The sequence below is a fragment of the Uliginosibacterium gangwonense DSM 18521 genome, from assembly GCF_000373965.1.
Classification (GTDB): domain Bacteria; phylum Pseudomonadota; class Gammaproteobacteria; order Burkholderiales; family Rhodocyclaceae; genus Uliginosibacterium; species Uliginosibacterium gangwonense.
Genome location: NZ_KB892863.1, coordinates 196,258 through 214,353 on the forward strand (window position 1 = coordinate 196,258; position 18,096 = coordinate 214,353).

At 54.6% G+C, this 18,096-nt stretch carries 13 protein-coding genes; all 13 read right to left on the minus strand.

Annotated features, from left to right (window positions below; all coding sequences use genetic code 11):
* Positions 1 to 44: 44 nt before the first annotated feature.
* Complete coding sequence (gene nirB / locus B145_RS0117105; RefSeq protein WP_026259236.1) at positions 45 to 2,495, minus strand: nitrite reductase large subunit NirB; 2,451 nt, start codon at positions 2,493 to 2,495, stop codon at positions 45 to 47.
* Positions 2,496 to 2,497: 2 nt separating this feature from the next.
* Complete coding sequence (locus tag B145_RS0117110) at positions 2,498 to 3,289, minus strand: ABC transporter ATP-binding protein (RefSeq protein WP_018608985.1); 792 nt, start codon at positions 3,287 to 3,289, stop codon at positions 2,498 to 2,500.
* A 19-nt stretch (positions 3,290 to 3,308) separates the two neighbouring features.
* Positions 3,309 to 4,232: a nitrate ABC transporter permease gene (gene ntrB, locus B145_RS0117115; protein ID WP_018608986.1), complete on the minus strand. Its 924-nt coding sequence runs from the start codon at positions 4,230 to 4,232 to the stop codon at positions 3,309 to 3,311.
* A gap of 28 nt (positions 4,233 to 4,260) precedes the next feature.
* Entirely contained in the window at positions 4,261 to 5,511 is a 1,251-nt protein-coding gene (locus B145_RS0117120) for a CmpA/NrtA family ABC transporter substrate-binding protein (protein ID WP_018608987.1), read from the minus strand.
* A 353-nt stretch (positions 5,512 to 5,864) separates the two neighbouring features.
* Positions 5,865 to 6,443, minus strand: a complete 579-nt coding sequence (locus B145_RS0117125; protein ID WP_018608988.1) for an ANTAR domain-containing response regulator — start codon at positions 6,441 to 6,443, stop codon at positions 5,865 to 5,867.
* Between the two features lie 97 nt (positions 6,444 to 6,540).
* Entirely contained in the window at positions 6,541 to 7,212 is a 672-nt protein-coding gene (locus B145_RS0117130; RefSeq protein WP_018608989.1) for a response regulator, read from the minus strand.
* Between the two features lie 19 nt (positions 7,213 to 7,231).
* A complete protein-coding gene (locus tag B145_RS0117135; RefSeq protein WP_211209861.1) occupies positions 7,232 to 9,181 on the minus strand; it encodes a type IV pili methyl-accepting chemotaxis transducer N-terminal domain-containing protein in 1,950 nt (649 codons plus the stop codon).
* Between the two features lie 9 nt (positions 9,182 to 9,190).
* Positions 9,191 to 9,892, minus strand: coding sequence for a type 1 glutamine amidotransferase (locus B145_RS0117140; RefSeq protein ID WP_018608991.1), 702 nt, complete (start codon positions 9,890 to 9,892; stop codon positions 9,191 to 9,193).
* Between the two features lie 104 nt (positions 9,893 to 9,996).
* Positions 9,997 to 10,680 carry a respiratory nitrate reductase subunit gamma gene (narI, locus tag B145_RS0117145; RefSeq protein WP_018608992.1) on the minus strand — a complete coding sequence of 228 codons (684 nt, stop codon included), beginning with the start codon at positions 10,678 to 10,680 and terminating at the stop codon, positions 9,997 to 9,999.
* Positions 10,681 to 10,706: 26 nt separating this feature from the next.
* Positions 10,707 to 11,369 carry a nitrate reductase molybdenum cofactor assembly chaperone gene (gene narJ, locus B145_RS0117150; RefSeq protein WP_018608993.1) on the minus strand — a complete coding sequence of 221 codons (663 nt, stop codon included), beginning with the start codon at positions 11,367 to 11,369 and terminating at the stop codon, positions 10,707 to 10,709.
* 4 nt (positions 11,370 to 11,373) lie between these two features.
* On the minus strand, positions 11,374 to 12,924 hold the full coding sequence (gene narH / locus B145_RS0117155) for a nitrate reductase subunit beta (protein ID WP_018608994.1): 1,551 nt from the start codon (positions 12,922 to 12,924) through the stop codon (positions 11,374 to 11,376).
* Positions 12,921 to 16,634 carry a nitrate reductase subunit alpha gene (locus B145_RS0117160; RefSeq protein ID WP_018608995.1) on the minus strand — a complete coding sequence of 1,238 codons (3,714 nt, stop codon included), beginning with the start codon at positions 16,632 to 16,634 and terminating at the stop codon, positions 12,921 to 12,923. Before B145_RS0117160 ends, narH begins: the two co-directional genes overlap by 4 nt.
* A gap of 18 nt (positions 16,635 to 16,652) precedes the next feature.
* Positions 16,653 to 18,038, minus strand: coding sequence for a NarK family nitrate/nitrite MFS transporter (locus B145_RS0117165; RefSeq protein ID WP_018608996.1), 1,386 nt, complete (start codon positions 18,036 to 18,038; stop codon positions 16,653 to 16,655).
* Positions 18,039 to 18,096: the final 58 nt, after the last annotated feature.

Consider the following 18,096-nt stretch of genomic DNA (forward strand, 5'->3'; position numbering starts at 1 on the left):
CCATTCGCTCATGTTTCTTCTCCTCAGAGGCCAACGCCGGTTTTTCACGCAGGGATGTCCTCAAATGCTTGGCGCAACACGGCTTCGCCAGAATTCTGGCTGCGCTCCAGCCATGGGTCTTTGTAATCCTGCAAGGCAAAGAGCAGTCGTTCGTAAAGGGCCTTGCGATTGGCTGCGTCTTCCACTACTTTGCTTTTTACATACTCCAGCCCGACACGCTCTACGTAATGCACAGTGCGCTCAAGGTAAAAGCCTTCTTCTCGATATAGTTGCAGGAAGGCGCCGCTGTATTCCATGACTTCTGCATCATTCTTAACCTTGCAGAAAAACTGGGCCACCTCGGTCTTGATACCACCGTTGCCTGCAACATAAAGTTCGTAACCGGAATCTAAGCCGATGACGCCGACATCTTTGATGCCAGCCTCGGCACAATTGCGTGGGCAACCGGATACGGCAAGCTTGACCTTGTGCGGGCTCCACATGCCAAAGAGCATTTTTTCCAGCTTGACGCCCATCTCCATTGAGCGCTGCGTGCCAAAACGGCAGTGTTCCGCACCCACGCAGGTTTTCACCGTGCGCAGACTTTTGCCATAGGCATGGCCAGACACCATTCCTGCCTCAGCGAAATCGGCCCAGATTTTTGGCAAATCTTCTTTCTTTACCCCTAGCAGATCAATGCGTTGCCCACCGGTCACTTTGAGAGTTGGAACGTGGTATTTCTCTGCCGCGTCGGCAATCGCCCTGAGTTCGCCGGGGGTCGTGAGCCCACCCCACATGCGCGGCACCACTGAATAGCTACCATCTTTTTGGATGTTGGCGTGTGCTCGTTCGTTGATGAAGCGTGATTGCGGGTCGTCTTGCGCCTCGTGTGGCCAAGTGGAAATCAGATAATAATTCAGGGCAGGGCGACAGGTGGCACAACCGTTTGGCGTTTGCCAATTCAAGGCTTCCATTACAGCAGGGATGCTGGTTAGATGCTGCTCACGAATGGTACGTCGTATTTCGCCATGCGGATGTTCCGTGCATGCACAGATCGGTTTGCTGGTCGAATCTGCCGGGGTATAAGCACCGCCCACGCAGGAGGCCAGAATCTGCTCCACCAGCCCGGTACAGGAGCCGCAGGAGCTAGATGCCTTGGTGTGCTTGCGCACATCGTCCAGCGTGAACAGCCCTTTTTCCTTGATGCTCTTGACGATGGTGCCTTTGCACACGCCATTGCAGCCACAGATTTCAGCAGTGTCGGGCAAGGACGCCGCTTGGTTTTGACCTTTGTGGCCGGTGTCGCCCAAATGGCTTTTGCCAAATAGCAAGTGGTTACGTATGTCGGAAACATTTTGATGATCTTTTATCATCTGGAAGTACCATGCACCGTCAGCTGTATCGCCGTACATGACGGCTCCGATGATGTGGTCGTCTTTGAGTACAACGCGTTTGTAGATCCCCATGCTGGGATCTGAGAACACGATGTCCTCGGTGTTTTCTCCGCCTGAAAAGTCTCCCGCAGAAAACACATCAATACCGGTAACCTTGAGCTTGGTGCTGGTTACCGAGCCAACATAGCGCCCGATTCCATACAAGGCAAGGTGATTGGCGGCGACCTTGGCTTGTTCAAACAAAGGGGCGACCAGACCGTAAGCTGTGCCACGATGATTCGCACATTCGCCCACTGCGTAGATGCGTGGGTCATAGGTTTGTAATGTGTCGCTCACCACGATTCCGCGATTGCAGTAAAGCCCAGCCTTTTCTGCCAGTTCGGTGTTCGGGCGGATACCTGCGGCCATTACTACCAGATCGGCGGGAAGAACCTCACCGCTTTTGAGGCGCAGTGCACATACTCGGCCTGATTCCCCGCCAACCAGCTCTGCGGTTTGCGCAGCGAGACGGAACTTCATCCCCTTGGATTCAAGTGCTTTTTGCAGCAGTTGTCCAGCGGCACGGTCGAGTTGGCGCTCCATGATCCATTCGCCCAGGTGCACCACGGTGACATCCATGCCGCGCAGGATGAGACCGTTGGCTGCCTCCAGCCCGAGCAGCCCTGCGCCAATGACTACAGCATGCTGATGGCGGTTGGCCGCATCGATCATTGCATCAGTATCCGCTATATCTCGATACGAGATCACCCCTGGCAGGTCTTTGCCCGGCACCGGCAGAATGAAGGGATTCGAGCCTGTAGCCAGCAGTAGGCGGTCGTATTCGGCCTCTGTACCATCGTTGGCAATGACCTTGCGTGCCTTGCGATCAATCTGGGCAACCCTTTTACCGGTGTGCAAACGGATGTCATGATCCCGATACCAGTCTAGGTCGTTGAGGATGATGTCCTTGATCGTCATCTCGCCTGCCAGCACAGGGGACAGCAGAATACGGTTATAGTTCGGATGGGGTTCTGCACCGAATACTGTTATGTCATACATATCCGGTGCTATCTTGTGCAGCTCTTCCAGCGTGCGTATGCCCGCCATGCCGTTGCCAACCAACACGAGCTTCATCTTTTGCATGATCAAGCGGCCTTTCTGATTTGCTTTTGATACAGGAATTCCAGGATCGCACTGCGACAGCGGTTGTATTCCGCATCGTTGGCAAGTGCGAGCCTGTTGCGCGGGCGGGCAAGATTTACTGACAGAATCTCACCAATCGTGGCTGCCGGGCCGTTGGTGAGCATCACGACACGGTTGGAGAGCAGGGCGGCCTCGTCGATATCATGGGTGACCATTACGACGGTGGCGCCCGTTTTCTGGATCACGCCATTGAGTTCATCCTGCAGCGCGGCGCGGGTCAGCGCATCCAGGGCTCCGAAAGGTTCATCCATGAGCAGGATTTTGGGTTCCATCGCAAATGCACGCGCGATACCGATGCGTTGCTTCATCCCGCCTGAAATCTCATTGGGATATTTGCTGGCCGCATGCCCCATGTGCACCATCTCGATGGCGGTTTGGGTGCGTTCGCGCAAACGGGCTTTGTTCTCCTTGGCACCAAAAACCCGTTCCACACCAAGGTAGACATTCTCAAAACAACTCATCCAGGGCAGCAAAGAGTGATTCTGAAAAACCACAGCACGCTCAGGCCCAGGGCCTGCTATCTCGCGTCCATTGCAGATTAATGCGCCTTCGGTGGGGAGCGTCAGTCCGGCGATGAGATTGAGCAGAGTTGATTTGCCACAGCCCGAATGCCCAATCAATGAAACGACTTCGCCTTCATGGATCTTGAGGTTGATGTCTCGCAGTGCCACGAACTTGCCTTGCTTGGTGGCAAAAGACATCGAGACCTGTTCAATTTGTACTAGCGGTTTCATGATGGATTTTCCTTCAATCTCAGTTGCTTTCGTAGCTGAAGCGGCGGGCGATCCATAGCAGGGCATGTTCAAGTAGCAGCCCGACCAGACCGATCACAAAGATGGCGATGATGATGTGCTCGACTTTGAGGTTGTTCCACTCATCCCAGACCCAAAAACCAATGCCGACCCCACCGGTGAGCATCTCGGCGGCTACGATCACCAGCCATGCCGTGCCAATGGAGAGCCGGATGCCTGTGAGCATGTAGGGCAACACTGCGGGGAAGAGAATCTTGGTGATGATCTTGAGTTCGGAGAGATTCAGTACGCGTGCCACGTTCATATAGTCTTGCGGTACACGCTGTACCCCTTGTGCGGTGTTAAGGATCATCGGCCAGATTGAGCAGATAAAGATCGTCCAGGTCGCAGCCGGGTCGGCGCGCTTGAACACCAGTAAGCCGATAGGCAGCCAAGCCAGGGGAGAGACCGGCCGTAGTAGCGAGATAATCGGGTCCAGTGCTCGCGAGAGGAACTGGAAGCGACCCAGCAGGAAGCCCATTGGAATCCCGACCATCGCGGCAATACCAAAACCTATGCCTACGCGGCGTAGTGAGGAGAGGATGTTCCAGCCAATGCCCTGGTCATTTGGGCCATTGCTGTAGAATGGATCGGAAAAGAGTACGACGGCCGCATGCCATACGGTCTGCGGAGTCGGGATCCCCTTGTTGGTCATCGATACAATGGACCAGATACCCAACAGCAGTACGAAGCCGAGTAGCGGGGGTAAGACGGTATGCATAAGTATGCCGAGTGAGTCATTGAGCTTTGCGAGGATGCGGCCCCCGTTTTTTTGAGGAGCAATGGTTTTGAGCATGGTGATGACGGGCTCCTTGACGCTGGGGGCCGCACTTGGGGGCGCGGCTTGCGTGCCGTCAGGCAGCGTGGGCAGAGGGGTTGTACTCATGATGAGTGCTCCTGTTGAGTAGGGGCTATCAGGCCTTAATGGCAAAACTGCTTGCATATTTCTTGGGATCTTTACCATCCCAAATAGTGCCGTCGATTAGTTTGCTCACACGCATATCGTTTTTGGGAATAGGGGCTTTGACGATGGCTGCAGCCTGTTTGTACAGCGCAATCTGGTTGATTTTTCTGGCGATTGCGAGGTAATCGATGTCCTCCTTGAGCAAGCCCCAGCGCTTGTGTTGGGTGAGGAACCACATGCCATCTGAGAGGTAAGGAAAGTTCACCAGACCATCGTTGTAGAATTTCATGAAGTTTTTATCGGACCAGCTCTTGCCTAATCCATCTTCATATTGTCCGATCATGCGGCCACGAATCACGTCGGTGTCGGTATTGATATAGGCCTTGGCCGACACGGTTTCTGCGGTTTTGCTGCGATTGGACGCGCTGGCGTCGATCCACATGGATGCTTCCAGTACCGCACAAATCATGGCACGTGCAGTATTGGGATATTTGGCAACGAAATCTGCTGTAGTGCCCAGTACTTTTTCAGGGTGATCAGGCCAGATGTTTTGCGAGGTGGTAACGGTGAAGCCGATCTTGTCGATGATAGCGCGTTGGTTCCACGGTTCGCCTACGCAGTAGCCATCCATGTTACCTACCCGCATGTTGGCAACCATTTGCGGAGGCGGCACAACAATGGTTTTCACATCTTTGAGTGGATTGATGCCGTTGGCAGCCAACCAGTAATATAACCACATGGCATGGGTGCCGGTGGGGAAGGTTTGTGCAAAGGTGAATTCGCGTTCTTTTTTTGCGATCAGTTTGGCAAGTGCAGCGCCATCCTTGGCGCCTTTGTCACGCAATTCGTTCGATAGCGTGATGGCTTGCCCGTTGTTGTTGAGCGTCATCAGTACCGCCATGTCCTTCTTTGGCCCACCAATGCCGAGGTGCAGACCATATACCAGGCCATACAGGGCGTGGGCTGCATGAAGTTCTCCATTGACGAGCTTATCGCGTACCCCTGCCCAGGAAGCCTCTTTGCTTGGGTTGATCTTGATGCCATATTTTTTATCCAGCCCCAGTACGCTGGCCATCACTACTGAAGAACAGTCTGTCAGGGGAATGAAGCCAATATTCACTTCCGCAAGCTCCGGCTTATCGCTGCCCGCAGCCCATGCCGTGGCAGGCAGCAAGTTGCTTATGGCAGCTGCACCACTCATTGCGGCACCTTGCATGAGGAAGCTACGTCGGCCGGGGTTTGCATTGAATTTCTCCGTCATGATTGACTCCAGGGGATAGAGAATATGGAATGAATTTTGTGTACCAAAACAAAACGGCGTCACAGTTTCCCAATGCCATATGGCTAGGGGTAACTGGACGCCGTTGTCCGTGCAAGCCGCCGTTGGCTTGACCTGAATACTACATAGCAGATCTTATGCCATGTTGTTCTATCGTTTAAGAATCAATAACTTACGTTGTGTTTGCTATGCATGGCCCGGGTGTGCAGTGGTTTCCTGCCTTGCCGTAGTGCGCAAATGGTGCTGCATGCACCAATTTGATCTGTATCAAATTCCATTGTTGGTGAATGGTTTTTGACTCAACAGCCATTTTGCAGAAGATTGTAGTCAGCCCTTCAGCCAAGCAATAAGTTGGCTGCAGCAATGATTTGCTCTGCCACTTCGCCAATTTTACGGCTATGCTCCATAGCCATTTTGCGCAAGGCTCGGTAGGCATCGTCTTCACTCAAGCCCCGAGATTTCATGAGCAGGCCCTTGGCCTTTTCTACGGCAGAACGCTCTGAGAGCCTACGTTGAGCTTCGTCTCGCTCTTGGCGTAGTGACTGGTACTCGTCGAAGCGGGCGGTGGCTACTTTGATCAGCGGTTGCAAACGCTCAGCGGAGAGGCCATCTACCACATAGGAGGATACCCCGGCTCGCATCGCTTGGCGGATGACATCGTCAGTATCATCTTCGGAGAACATCAGCACCGGGCGGGGCATGCTGCGATCCAGTGTGGCAAGGTTCTCAAGCGTATCCCGACTGGGCGAATCTGTATTGATCAGTACCACATCCGGTTGTAGGTTTTGTACTTTGCTGTGCAGGTCGAAGGCGTCGGGCAGCACTGCGGCAACCATGTGGCCGGCGCGAGTAAGCCCCTCGCAGATTTCGAGTGCGCGTTCCTGGATTTCATCAATAACAAGAACTTTGAGCATCTAGCAAAGGCCAAGGCAGATCGGACGATAGACAGACTACTTTGAGCAAGACTTGGGCCAACTTGCACTTACTTGCGTAAGTGATTGCCTGTTTGGCTTAGGCTTGCGAATCCGGTGTAGCTGCCCAGCCTTGCTCAAGCGCGTAGATGGCGATCTGCACACGGCTACTCAAGCCGAGTTTCTTGAGGATATTCTGTACGTGAATCTTGACGGTACTCTCAGACAGATTCAGGTTACGGGCGATGACCTTGTTGCTCTCGCCCCGCGTGAGGCACTGCACGACCTCTTTTTCGCGTGGGGTCAGCATGCTTGGACCAGGTGTTGCCACGGGGAGTTTGCTGCCTTCCCGCAGCTGCCCGACCAGCTTGCCAACAAGGTCAGGGGATACCACTGATTCTCCACGCACTACCTTGCGCATTGCATCGACGAGATAACTGGCTTCGGCATTTTTCAGGACATAGCCATCAGCCCCGCCCCGCAGGGCACAGGCCAACTCCAGCGCGTCTTCCGAGACGGTGAGCATCATCACAGCACATTCTGGCGTGTCTTCTTTGATCAAGCGTAGCGCTTCCAGGCCAGACAGGCCTGGAAGGTTGAGATCCAGCAAGACGATATCAGGCTTGAGTTGGTGGGCGCATTTGACGGCTTCCAAGCCATCGGCTGCCTCGCCAACAATTGCAAAATCAGCTTCGCCTTGTAGCAATAGCCGGATGCCTGAACGAAATAGTACATGGTCATCAACAAGCAGGATTTTCAGTTTCTCGCTCATGCAGTGTCCTTATTTCTCGTCAGGCTGTTTGACGAGATGCGGCTCGCAACAATACAGCAATCCGGGTACCAACTCCACGGGTGGATGCAATGGTGAGTTGGCAACCAATCCGATCTGCGCGTTCCTGCATGATGTGCAACCCGACCTGTCTGGCCGCATTGGATTGCTGTGGGAGGGGCGCCGCATCGAATCCGACCCCTTGGTCGCTGATTTCCATATAGAAATCGCTATCGTTACGCACCAGGACTTGGGCGCTATGGGTTTGCGCATGTTTGCGAATATTCGAGAGCGCTTCCTGAAGGATGAACAGCAGTTGTAGTTTTTGTTCATCCGATAGGGTAGGGCCTTCCCCGCTGTATTCAAACTCAACCTCAATGCCGCTCTGCTCGTAAAAGCGCCGGGTTGCAGCTTGCAAAACCTGCTTGATGTTTAGATTTTCCAAACGGGTTCGGAAGTTCGCCAGCAACTCGCGTACATCGTTATAGCTTTCCTGCACCCCTGTGCGTAGCAGAGGCAGAATTTTTTCGGCTTCGCCATGCGGAGTACGCACAAGCGCTTTCTCCAGCATCTGAACCTGTAAATTCAGGAAGTTGAGGCTTTGTGCCAAACTGTCGTGTAATCCTTGGGCCACTAGGTTGCGTTCTTCGGAGACGGCAAGCAGGCGTTCATGCTTCATCAGCCGGGTATTTTCCAGGGCCGTTCCAAATTGCTGCCCCAGGGTTTCAAGCAACTTCATTTCTGCTGCACTGATTGGGTAGGCCTGCTGGAAATGCAATGTAAACGAACCCAGCGCAGCCTGTGGTGAGGCAATGCGGAAAGCTGCGATCTGGGAAAATCCGGCTTCGTTGCAAGGTAGGATTCTGTGTCTGGGGGTATTGCGCAAATCCCGCAGCACAGCAACACCCGTGCGCGTTGATTCACCGCACAAGCAGTCATGGGCTTTGCGGCACTGTTCGCTTTGCAAGACCTCTGGCGCAAGGTTCTCAGAAACCACCAGATTCAGTTGCTGGTCGCCCTGGTCCAGAATCCGCAAGCTGCCGCCATCTGCGTGAAAGCGCGCCAGGATGCGCTGCAAGAAACCTCGGCACTGGGCTTCAACCGAGCTGGGGTGGGACAGGAAGGCCGCCATCTCATAGAGTATGGCAAGCTCTCGGTTTTGTGCTTCGAGTTGGGCGGTTTTGTCACGAACGCGCTGTTCCAGACCACGGTAGAGCGTCTGTAATTCTTCGGCCATGGCATTAAAGCCCTGTGCCAACTCGCCAAATTCATCGTCGGTTTCGACCGGGATGCGCACATCGAAACGCCGGGTAGCCAGATTGGCGATGCCCGCCTGTAAACTGGCCACCGGGCGGATGATCCAGAGATACTGCAGGTAGATCATGGCCACCGTGCCTATGATGGCAATGGCAATCAGCACTGCCTGTGACAAGCGTAGTAGGCCCGTTTTATGCGCGTTATCGTGTTCGACGGCAGAAACAAGGATGTCAATCTGGGCGACAAAAGCATTGACCTGCTCACCAAAGGCAGCTGCCGCATGGCTGTCGCCTTTGGCTGCATGCTCGGCAAGAGGGCGTAAATGCTCATCCCAGAGACGAAGTACCAAGCCATATTGCTTGCGGATGCCCAGCTCGCTAGGCAAAACTAGGGGACGGGCAGGGTCTCCCCGGTGCAGGGAATACAAGGTCTTTTCAAGCGACTGGATTTCGGAATCAATCCGTTTCGCATCTAGAGGCTGAATCTGCATCGACAGCGCGAGACGGTAAGAGCGCATACGCAGGCTGCCGGCATCGTTGATTGCCGCCGCTCCACCTTCTAATTGCCAGGATAGCCAGAGCGTGCCGCCAATCATCGCCAAGGCAATTGCCAGCGCGAGCAGGGAAACCGTCACAATCCGGAATGAGATGCTGTGCCGCTGCATATCTGCTAACGGACCATATGTGCCAGAGATTTTTTCCTCGGACTTTGTCATAAGGGCATATCAAATAGAGGGCTCGACGAGATAATCCAAAAGAGAGCCCATGACGCGATTGACTTTGGCATAGCATGCATCATCGGCAGTCTCAATCACCTCCCGTGTCTGCACATGCTTTCCAGTTGGGTGCAAGTCTTCCGCACAGTTCTCCAGCATGCTCAGCATGGATTGCCGTGTTGTCTCAAGGTGAAACTGTACGCCGATGCATCGGCGACCAAGCTGGAAGGCTTGATTTTCACAAACTGCGCTACGGGCAATACGTTGCGCGCCAGCAGGCAAATCGAAGGTCTCACCGTGCCAGTGAAACACATTGAGGGTGGCCGGGAATGAAAATTTTAGAGCTGCATCACTGTTACCACAACCTTGGATGGGAAACCAGCCAATCTCACGTTCAGGCGCAGGATAAACCTTCTTACCCATCGCACTGGCAATAAGCTGTGCGCCAAGGCAGATGCCCAGCATAGGGACTTGGGCGGAGAGCAGGGCGCGCACATGGTGTTTCTCGCCCTTCAGCCAGGGGAACTGCGCTTCGTCATTCACACTCATCGGCCCGCCCAATGCAATGACCAGATCAGGGAAATCTCCGGCAGGGGGAATCTGCCCTTGGTGAAAGCGGACGTAGTCTATTTGGGCATGGCGCCCGGCAAGCCATGTCGCAATGCAACCAAGGTCTTCAAATGGTACGTGTTGCAAGACCTGTACTTTCATGTTGCATCGATCCTTTCATCTGATTGGCAAAACAGCGGCAGCGGGGATCTATTTTATACAAATCGATCCCCGCTGCCGCTGTATACGGTACAAACAGCCTTGTTTTAGCGTGGGCGCACGAGCTGCCAAGCCCTCGTCAAGTAAGTGGCGCTACCAAATCCGCTCCACACATGCACAAGACGGCTGAATGGGAAGATGACGAATAGGGTCATGCCCATGAACATGTGTATCTGGTAGATAAAGGGGACATCCACAATGATTTCAGCTGCCCCACTGCGGAAAGTGACGATGTGCTGTGCCCAGGCCCCGAGCAGGGTCATGACATGACCGTCGAGGTGGCCTAAGGACACAAAAATACTCGCCAAGCCCAGCAGCAGTGTAGTCAGCAACCACAGCAGCAAGACCTTGTCGCCAGTGCTGGTTACTGCACGGATGCGTGGCTCGGTGAAACGGCGATGGAGCAGGATCAACAGCCCGGCCAGACACAAAGCGCCGAGGCCCGCCCCGCCCACGATAGCCATCATCTGCTTGGCCTCGGTCGTCAGCCCAAAGGCATGGTACACCTCTGGCGGTGTGAGCAAGCCCACCATATGGGTTGCGAACAGACTGATAATGCCTAAGTGGAAACAAATGCTGCCCACGCGCAGATTGCCACGCTTGAGCAGTTGCGAGGATTCGCTCCGCCAAGTGTACTGCTCTCGCTCAAAACGCACCAAGCTGCCGAGCAGGAAAATTGACAGGGCGATATACGGGTAGATCGAAAAAACGAAATAGTGCAATGTGCTCATGACATATATCCTTTGTCGAAATGCACTCAGATTCGTGCCGTGGCAGGCGGGCGCTGGGCATGGAACTGAAGGGTATGGGTGGTTTGCGGTTTGAGGAGCGGTTCGACTCCATCTGCCCCCGTGCCGAAAACTTCCAGTGCCTCGTCCATGTCGCGTACAGGTGGAGATGCCAATGGCACAGGCACCACGCCACTCATGCCTTGCACAACATTGAAGACCAATGCATACGGGCTGCCATTTTTGCTCAGGTTCCCTCCGACAGCCGCCAGCACATGGATGGCGTCATCAAGCAGGCCTTGGGCACGTTCCGGTGTTACCACGCTCAGGAATTCAAGAAACAACGGCACATAGTCCGGTAACTCCGTGGTGGTTGGCTCGAATCCATCACATCGATACTCTTCAAGCAGATCGACCATGGCTTGCCCTCGATCCCGCGATTCACCATGGATGTGTTCGAATAGATGCAGTGAGTGCGAAGGATTTCGATCGAATGTATCGACGTAGTTCTCCTGCAAGCGCACCAGGTCGTGCGTGCGCAGGTAGGTGAACAATCCGAGGAGCGGCAAGGCGTGCTCCTCGGGCACTGCAAGTTGGAGTTCGTCCAGCGCGTCCAGCAAGTCTTGTTCAGGATAGGTGAGCAAGGCAGAGAGGGTGCGCAGAGTGACAGGGGAAATTTGGCTGTGACTCATGAGCTTATCCTCCCTTTGCTTTGCGGCGTGACTTGGGCATGTCTACAAAAATGTCGCTGCCATGCTTGCGGTTGCCGAACAGGGTGCCTTCTGATGTGCCGCCTGAGCAACCATTGCCAAAGGTAAAGCCGCAACTGCCCTTTTCATTGAAGCTGTCTTCCACCATTTCCTTGTGCGAACTGGGGATGACAAAGCGGTCTTCATAATTGGCAATTGCCATGACCTGGTACATCTCTTCGACTTGCGCTGCAGTCAGGCCTACTTGCTGGAGAACAGATGTATTGGGCGCCTTATCCACCACCTCGCTACGTTTGTAGGCACGCATGGCGAGCATACGGTCAAGTGCCGAGATCACAGGCGCCTCTTTGCCTGCCGTGAGCAGGTTGGCAAGATACTTCACTGGAATACGCAACTGTTTGGTATCCGGAATGATCCCGTTCATACCGAGTTGCCCGGCCTCAGCGCGCCCCTGGATTGGGGAGAGTGGGGGGATGTACCACACCATTGGTAGCGTGCGATATTCCGGATGTAAAGGGAAGGCAACCTTCCACTCCATTGCCATCTTCCACACGGGCGACTTCTTGGCAGCGTCCAGCCAGCTTTCCGGTATTCCTTGACGGCGAGCCTCTTCGATCACTTTCGGGTCGTTGGGGTCAAGGAAAACCTTGAGCTGGGCTTCATATAGATCTTGCTCGTTTTCCACTGCGGCAGCGGATTCGATCATGTCTGCATCGTAGAGCATGACACCCAGGTAACGAATGCGCCCCACGCATGTTTCGGAACATACGGTTGGTTGCCCGGCTTCAAGGCGTGGGTAGCAGAATGTGCATTTCTCTGCTTTGCCGGATTTCCAGTTGTAATAGATTTTCTTGTATGGGCAGCCTGAAATGCACATGCGCCAACCACGGCATTTGTCCTGGTCAACCAGCACGATCCCATCGTCTTCGCGTTTGTAGACAGAGCCGGACGGGCAACTGGCGACACAGGTCGGGTTCAGGCAGTGCTCACACAGACGCGGCAGATACATCATGAAGGTGTTCTCGAAAGTCGAGTACATCTCCTTCTGGATGTCATTGAAGAGCTGATCCCGGCTGCGTGATTCAAACTCGCCGCCTAGATCATCTTCCCAGTTCGGGCCCCATTCGATCTTCTCCATCTTTTGACCGGTGATTGCAGACACCGGGCGTGCAGTGGGCGGCGTTTGCGATAGCGGCGCATTCTGCAGATGCTCGTAGTCGTAGGTGAATGGCTCGTAGTAGTCGTCAATCTCCGGCAGATTGGGATTGGCAAAGATGTTGGCAAGAATTTTCATCTTGCCACCCTGGCGGGGTTCGAGCTTGCCGTCGCTACGGCGAACCCAGCCACCGCGCCATTTCTCCTGGTTCTCCCATTCTTTGGGGAAACCGATGCCGGGTTTGGTTTCTACGTTGTTGAACCATGCGTACTCAACCCCATCGCGGCTGGTCCACACGTTTTTACAGGTTACAGAACAGGTATGGCAGCCGATGCACTTGTCGAGGTTGAGCACCATGGCCACTTGTGCGCGGATCTTCATGCTTGTTCCCCTTCCTCAAGGCGGCCTTCGAGCCAATCAACCTTATTCATCTTGCGTACCAGAACATATTCGTCGCGGTTGCTGCCTACCGTGCCGTAGTAGTTGAAGCCATACGCCAGTTGAGCATATCCGCCGATCATATGGGTTGGCTTGGTCACAGTGCGCGTCACGCTGTTGTGGATGCCACCGCGTTTACCAGAGGTCTCGGCGCCCGGCACGTTCACGATTTTTTCTTGGGCGTGGTACATCAGGCACATCCCAACTGGCACACGTTGGCTGACAACCACACGTGCTGTCAGCGTGCCGTTGACGTTGAACACTTCTACCCAATCGTTGTCGCGGATGCCTGCTTGCTTGGCTTCGGTTTCCGATATCCATACATGCGGGCCACCACGCGAAAGTGTAAGCATGCGCAGGTTATCCGTATAGGTGGAATGGATACCCCACTTCTGGTGCGGCGTGATCCAGTTGAGTACCAGTTCATGCTGACCGCTGCTCTCCTTGCCACGTACTGCATCAATCGTGCGGGTATTGATGGCGGGTTTGTAGACACACAGACCCTCACCGAAGTCGAGCATCCAGCGGTGATCCTGGTAGAACTGCTGCCGTCCCGTCAGGGTGCGCCATGGGATGAGTTCATGCACGTTGGTGTAGCCCGCGTTGTAGCTAACCTCTTCGGACTCAAGCCCCGACCAGGTTGGTGACGAGATGATCTTGCGCGGCTGCGCCTGCACATCGCGGAAACGGATCTTGTCATGGTCGCGCCCCTCGGCCAGATGCGTGTGATTGCGTCCGGTGATTTTGCCCAGCGCCTCCCAGGCTTTGACGGCAACATGCCCGTTGGTTTCTGGTGCCAATGTCAAAATCATTTCTGCGGCGTCGATAGCAGTTTCCAGCTTTGGCCGCCCCTGGCTTACGCCCGCTTCAGTAACCGGTTTATTGAGTTCGCCCAGTTCCTGGACTTCCTTCTGGGTGTTCCAGCCGATCCCTTTGCCACCGTTGCCAGCTTTTTCCAGCAGGGGGCCGACTGAGGTGAATTTCTTGTAGATGTCGGCGTAATTGCGTTCCACTACCGTCATCTGCGGCATGGTCTTGCCAGGGATGGGTTCGCACTCGCCATGCTTCCAGTCTTTGGGTTCGAAGGGTTGGCCGAGTTCTCCTGGGGTGTCGTGCATCAGGGGAGTGAGCACCAGATCCTTGCGTGTTCCAAGGTAGGGGCCGGCAATCTCGGAAAACTTCTTGGCGATGGTCTTGTAGATTTCCCAATCGCTCTTCGATTGCCACAAGGGTTGTACCGCTTCCGACAAGGGATGAATGAAGGGGTGCATGTCGGAAGTGTTCAGATCGTCCTTCTCGTACCACGTGGCCGATGGCAACACGATGTCACCATACAGGCAGGTGGTGGACATACGGAAGTCCAGCACCGTGAGTAGATCCAGCTTGCCTTCAACCGCTTCGCGTACCTTCACCTCGCTGGGTTTGATGGCGTCATCCTCGTCGCTGAACAATGCATTCTGCGTACCGAGCAAATACTTGAGGAAGTATTCGTGGCCCTTGCCGGAGCTACCCAGAATATTCGAACGCCATACAAACAGGTTGCGCGGGAAGTTCTTGGGGTTTTCCGGGTCGTCACAGGAGAAATTGACGCGTCCGGCTTTGATCTCATCTACCGCGTGCTTGATCGGGTCCAGGCCCTTGGCTTCGGCCTGCGCCACGATGTCGAGTGGATTGGTTTCCAACTGCGGGGCAGAGGGCAGCCAGCCCAGACGTTCGGCCTTCGCGTTCATGTCGAGAAGCGCCATCTGGTCGTATTTGGAAGCCTCTGCGGTGGGCGAGAGGATTTCATCGACTGCCAGCTTCTCATGTCGCCATTGGCTGGTATGGTTGTAGAAAAACGAAGTGCCATTCATCTGGCGTGGCGGGCGTACCCAGTCGGTGGCAAACGCGAGGGGAACCCAGCCGGTTTGCGGGCGCAGCTTTTCCTGCCCCACATAATGCGCCCAGCCGCCCCCACTCTGACCGACACAGCCGCACATCATCAGCATGTTGATGATGCCACGATAGATCATGTCATTGTGATACCAGTGGTTGAGTGCAGCTCCAACGATCACCATGCTCTTGCCTTGCGTGGTGTCGGCATTCTGGGCGAACTCGCGGGCCACCTGGATCACCAGATGTGCTTTCACGCCAGTGTGCTTTTCCTGCCATGCCGGGGTGTAAGGAATGTCTTCATCATAGCTTGCGGCGACGTTTGCGCCACCCAGGCCACGGTCTATACCGTAGTTTGCGAGTGTCAGGTCAAACACCGTGGTCACGAGTGCTTCACTGCCATCAGCCAAGCGCAGACGCTTGGCGGGTACCTTGCGCACCAGTACATCGTCGGCATCCTTGCCGCCGAAGTAGCTGAAGCCCACGTCCGCCAGATCGTCATATGCGTCAACGAGCGACAAGCGCGGATCGATGGCGTGCGTGTTGCTACCATCTTTGAGTTCCAGGTTCCAGCGCCCGATCTTTTCGCCTTGCTCCCCCCAGCGGAAACCGATACTGCCGTTCGGTACAACCAATTCGCCGCTGGCCTCATCAATGACCAGCGTCTTCCATTCCGGGTTGTTGGCCTGTTCAGCTACGGACAGATGCGAAGCGCGCAGGAAGTAGTCTGGCACCAGATGACCGCCCTGCGGCTTCAACAGCACCAGCATTGGCAGATCGGTGTACTGTTTGGCATATCGCTTGAAATAGGCAGATTGCCCGCCTACATGGAATTCTTTGAGGATCACATGCCCCATTGCCATGGCAAGCGCGGCATCTGTGCCTTGCTTGGGCGCCAGCCAGATATCCCCAAACTTGACCATTTCACCATAATCGCTGGAAACGGCTACGGTTTTGGTGCCTTTGTAGCGCACTTCGGTGTAGAAATGCGCATCTGGTGTACGTGTCTGCGGTACGTTGGAACCCCACACCATCAAGTAGGTGGAGTTGTACCAATCTGCAGATTCGGGCACGTCAGTCTGCTCGCCCCATACCTGTGGTGATGACGGTGGCAAGTCGCAATACCAGTCATAAAAGGACAGGCATACGCCGCCAATCAATGAGAGGTAACGCGATCCGGCTGCATAGCTCACCATTGACATGGCAGGAATCGGCGAGAAGCCAAGCACTCGGTCCGGCCCATAATTCTTGATGGTATAGGCATTGGCTGCGGCGATAATCTCGCTGGCTTCGTCCCACGTGGCACGCACGAAACCGCCTTGTCCACGCACGCTCTTGTAGTGGCGAGCCTTGACAGGGTCTTGGCTGATTGAGGCCCAGGCATCGGTGGGAGAAAGTGTTTTGCGTGCCTCACGCCACATTTCCATCAAACGACCACGAATCATCGGGTATTTCACCCGTTGAGCCGAGTATACGTACCAGCTATATGACGCGCCACGGGGGCAGCCACGTGGCTCATGATTGGGCAGATCGGGGCGGGTTCGTGGGTAATCGGTTTGTTGGGTTTCCCACGTGATCAGGCCGTTCTTGACGTAGACCTTCCATGAACAGGAACCCGTGCAATTTACACCATGCGTGGAGCGTACTATTTTGTCATGCTGCCAACGGGCGCGATAGGCGTTCTCCCATGTGCGGTCCTCATTGACTACCGCACCATGACCATCTGAAAAAGTTTCCTTGGTACGTGAGAGGAATTTCAGTCGATCCAGAAAATGACTCATCTTTTATCTCCTTGTCACTCAGCAAGGCATGGGAGCGTTGCGGCGGCTGTAGTTCCACCATGTGATCACAATGCAGCTAACATAGAAGCCGAGGAAGCAATACAGCGCCCACTCCGGCCCACCGCTGACCTTCATCGACAAACCAAAACTCTGAGGAATGAAATAGCCGCCATATGCGCCAATTGCACTGATAAAACCAGCAGCGGCGGCAGATTCTTTGGCGCCAGTGAGCTTGGCTTGACGGATTGTTGCTTCATTCCTGTCTTTGAGATGGCGAAGTGCCAGTGTGGAAAAGATTGTCGGAATCATCTTGTACGTCGAGCCGTTACCCAGCCCGGCACAGGTAAACAGCAGGAGGAAGCTTGCGAAGAACCCCGGCCAACTACCGGTTGTTTGGGCTCCTGGCAGGCAGGCCAGCACACCCAGTACCCCTAAAACCATGCCAAAAAATACACCCAAGGTGACACGTGCGCCGCCAATCTTGTCCGAGATTGCGCCGCCTACCGGGCGGATCAAGGCACCGATCAAGGGGCCAATGAATGCGTAATGCATTACCGCGATTTCTGGGAACAGGGTTTTGGTGAGTAATGCAAATGCGCCCGCAAAGCCGATGAAGCTGCCGAAAGTCCCGATATAGAGATAGCACATTACCCAGTTGTGTTTGCGCAGGAAGATTACGGCCTGATCGGAGAACGAGGACTTTGCATCGGCAATGTCATTCATACCGAACCACGCGGCAATAGCAGCCAGGGCAATGAGCGGTACCCACATAAAGCCGGCATTTTGCAGCCACAGGCTCTTTTCAAGGCCTTCCTTTACGTAGTGCTGGGCTTCGCCGCCAATGCTACCGAACAGTGGGATTGTGATTGCCAAGGGAATCAGGAACTGTGCGATGGATACGCCAAGGTTGCCGAATCCGGCATTCAGACCATTGGCCGCACCTTTCTGTGCGGCGGGGAAGAAGTAGCCAATGTTGGCCATGGAACTTGCAAAATTTCCGCTACCCAATCCGCATAGAAGGGCAATCGTCAACATCGTTGGGTAGCTGGTGCTTGTATCCTGCACAGCAAACCCCAGCCACAGTGCCGGAATCAGCAGAACTGCGGTGGAGAGGGTCGTCCATTTGCGCCCGCCGAATAACGCAGGCATGAAGGAGTAACAGATCCGCAGTGTGGCACCGGAGAGTTGCGGCAGCGCCGCCAACAGGAACAGTTGATCCTTGGTGAAGGTGAAGCCTGCATTTGGCAGGTTGAGTGTCACCATGCTCCACAACACGGAAATTACAAAACCCAAGGTCAGGCAAGGGATGGAAATCCACAGGTTGCGCGTAGCAATGGCTTTGCCACCGTTGCGCCAGAAATCGGGATTTTCTGGTTCCCAAGACTTTAATACATGACTGGACATTACGCAGCTCCTACAAAACGTTGGATGGACATACGAATTCGCTGATTGTCCGGATCGC